Source organism: Streptomyces sp. N35 (genome assembly GCF_016464295.1).
Classification (GTDB): domain Bacteria; phylum Actinomycetota; class Actinomycetes; order Streptomycetales; family Streptomycetaceae; genus Streptomyces.
Genome location: NZ_JAEIMH010000067.1, coordinates 22731 through 25689, shown reverse-complemented (window position 1 = coordinate 25689; position 2959 = coordinate 22731). Strand labels below are relative to the sequence as shown.

Below are 2959 nucleotides of genomic sequence, written 5' to 3'. Positions count from 1 at the left end.
CGCCCCGGGAGTTGCCTCCCGGGGCGCCCTTCGGAGCCGTAAATCTGTGTCTGTCAGCCGTTCTTGATGCGGTTCGTGAGCTCGGTGACCTGGTTGTAGATGGAGCGGCGCTCGGCCATCAGCGCGCGGATCTTGCGGTCCGCGTGCATCACGGTCGTGTGGTCGCGGCCGCCGAACTGCGCGCCGATCTTCGGCAGCGAGAGGTCCGTGAGCTCGCGGCACAGATACATGGCGATCTGCCGCGCCGTCACCAGGACGCGGCTGCGCGAGGAGCCGCACAGGTCGTCCACGGTGAGCCCGAAGTAGTCGGCGGTGGCGGCCATGATGGCCGTCGCCGTGATCTCGGGTGCGGAGTCCTCGCCGCCGGGGATCAGGTCCTTGAGCACGATCTCGGTCAGACCGAGGTCGACCGGCTGCCGGTTCAGCGAGGCGAAGGCGGTGACGCGGATCAGCGCGCCCTCGAGCTCACGGATGTTGCGCGAGATCCGCGAGGCGATGAACTCCAGCACCTCCGGCGGGGCGTTGAGCTGCTCCTGCACCGCCTTCTTGCGCAGGATCGCGATACGGGTCTCCAGCTCGGGCGGCTGGACGTCCGTGATCAGGCCCCACTCGAAGCGGTTGCGCAGCCGGTCCTCCAGGGTCACCAGCTGCTTGGGCGGCCGGTCACTGGAGAGCACGATCTGCTTGTTCGCGTTGTGCAGCGTATTGAAGGTGTGGAAGAACTCCTCCTGCGTCGACTCCTTGTCCGCGAGGAACTGGATGTCGTCGACGAGCAGGATGTCCATCTCGCGGTAGCGCTTGCGGAAGCTGTCGCCCTTGCCGTCGCGGATCGAGTTGATGAACTCGTTGGTGAACTCCTCCGAGCTCACGTACCGCACCCGCGTACCGGGGTAGAGACTGCGCGCGTAGTGCCCGATGGCGTGCAGCAGGTGGGTCTTGCCGAGGCCCGACTCCCCATAGATGAACAGGGGGTTGTACGCCTTGGCCGGCGCCTCGGCGACGGCGACCGCGGCGGCGTGCGCGAAGCGGTTCGAGGCGCCGATGACGAAGGTGTCGAAGAGGTACTTCGGGTTCAGGCGCGCGGTCGGCTCACCGGGACCGGTGGCCGGCGCGGGCTGCGCGGCGAGCGGACCGGGGGCGCCGCTGGGTGCCGAACCTCCCCGGCCGCCCGAGTTGTCCCCCATGCCGGGCCGTTGCTGCTCGTATCCCTGCTGGCGCTGCTTCTCGTACGGGCTCCGGCCGCTCTCGTACGAGGGGCGGTCGGAGTCGTACGACGGGCGCTCGGAGCGGTAGTCGCGCGGGGGCTGCGGGGAGGCATAGGGGTCGCGCTCGGGGTAGCCGTCGCGCTTCGGGTAGCTGTCCCGCTCGGGGGCGCCGTAGCCGTCCCGGTCCTGGGAGTTGTACGGCTCGCGTTCCGGCGTTCCGTACGCGTCGCGCTCGGGGAAGCCGAGCCGCGGCTGCTGCCAGCCGTAGTCGTCCTGCTGTCCGGGCCGCGGCCAGGCGCCGGGCTCGCGGCGCTGATAGTCGGGGTAGGCCGGGCGGACCGTGGGCAGCGGGTCGTTCTGCTGCTCGTCGTGGCGGGGGCCCTGGTCGGGGCCTTCGTGCCGGGCGCCTTCGTGCCGTCCTTCGTCACGGCGGCCGTCGTCGCGGTGGCCGTCATCCCGGCTGTCCCGATTGTCACGGCTGTCCCGGCTGTCACGGGCGTCACGATGTCCATCGTCCCGGCGGCCGTCGTCGCGCCGGCCGTAGCTCTCGTACGACGGAGCGCTCTGGCCGTTCTGCCCGCGCGCGCCCATCCCGGGGAAAGCGCCCGGGAGTTCAGGCTCCTCGAAACGCTCCGGCGGCTGCGGCGCCGGGGACGACGGGGGTGTGAGCGGCAGTTCGCCCATCGTCTCGTCGACCGTGATCGCGATACGGATCGGCCGGCCGCACTCACGGCTCAGCGTCTCGCTGACGATCGGGGCGAGCCGCCCCTCGAGCCGGTTCTTCGCCATCTCGTTCGGTACGGCGAGCAGCGCCGTGTCCGCGACGAGCGCCAGCGGCTGGCAGCGCCGGATCCACTGCACATCCTTCGCCTCGACCCCCTGGCCGTGCCCGTCGCGCCCCTCGCCGAGCAGCTGTTCCAGCACGCGTGGCCAGACTGCGGCAAGATCGGCAGGTACGTCAGCCACAGGGCACGCTCTCTCACGAGTTCACGATGTCCCACGAAGGTGTGGTTCTGCGGGACTGGTGTGTACGGGGGTACGGCGGGAAAATCGGGGTCGGTCCTCCCACGATCCTGGATGGAATCGGCTCGGATGGGTGGGACGGGGCGAAGCCGGGTGGGTTCGGGTCAATCCGAGTCCAGCCACGGTAGTCAGGCCGACGGCTGCGGTTCAAGTTGTTGTCCACAGCCTGTGCACAGTGTCGGTCCCCGCTGGTCCTCCGCACCGATCCTTCGCTGGTTTGACCGGATGGCGTAGCCCCGCGTACCGTAACCAGGTCGAGTTGTCGATGGCTGCTGCCGCCTGCCTCCGATGGGCGTAGATCACGCGAGTGATCACTAAGCGGTGCACTCGGGCGTAATCGCGAGCTACTCGTGGGCGCACGGTGACAGCCAGGCGACATCGCCCACCCGATTGATTTCTCTGGAGCCCCCGAGTGAGCAAGCGCACCTTCCAGCCGAACAACCGCCGTCGCGCGAAGACCCACGGCTTCCGCCTGCGGATGCGTACCCGTGCCGGCCGCGCCGTCCTGGCGTCCCGCCGCAGCAAGGGTCGCGCCCGCCTGTCGGCCTGATTCCGCAGGTCATGACGTCGTGCTGCCTACCGAGCATCGGCTGAGGCGGCGCGAGGACTTCGCGACCGCGGTACGCCGGGGACGCCGGGCTGGACGCCCGCTCCTCGTCGTCCATCTACGCAGCGGTGGTGATCTCTTTAAAGAAGCGGAGCCGGAATTGAGGCCGGGGGGGGAACCCCCC

2 protein-coding genes and 1 pseudogene are annotated in these 2959 nt (G+C 69.6%); 2 read left to right on the top strand and 1 reads right to left on the bottom strand.

Features of this window, described 5'->3' with window-relative positions:
• Positions 1 to 53: 53 nt before the first annotated feature.
• Entirely contained in the window at positions 54 to 2171 is a 2118-nt protein-coding gene (gene dnaA / locus JAO81_RS30250; protein ID WP_199551149.1) for a chromosomal replication initiator protein DnaA, read from the bottom strand.
• A 469-nt stretch (positions 2172 to 2640) separates the two neighbouring features.
• Between dnaA and rpmH the strand changes: the two genes are divergently transcribed.
• Positions 2641 to 2778 carry a 50S ribosomal protein L34 gene (gene rpmH / locus JAO81_RS30245; protein WP_016644655.1) on the top strand — a complete coding sequence of 46 codons (138 nt, stop codon included), beginning with the start codon at positions 2641 to 2643 and terminating at the stop codon, positions 2776 to 2778.
• A gap of 19 nt (positions 2779 to 2797) precedes the next feature.
• Positions 2798 to 2959: pseudogene (locus JAO81_RS42910) on the top strand (ribonuclease P protein component); the annotation flags it as partial.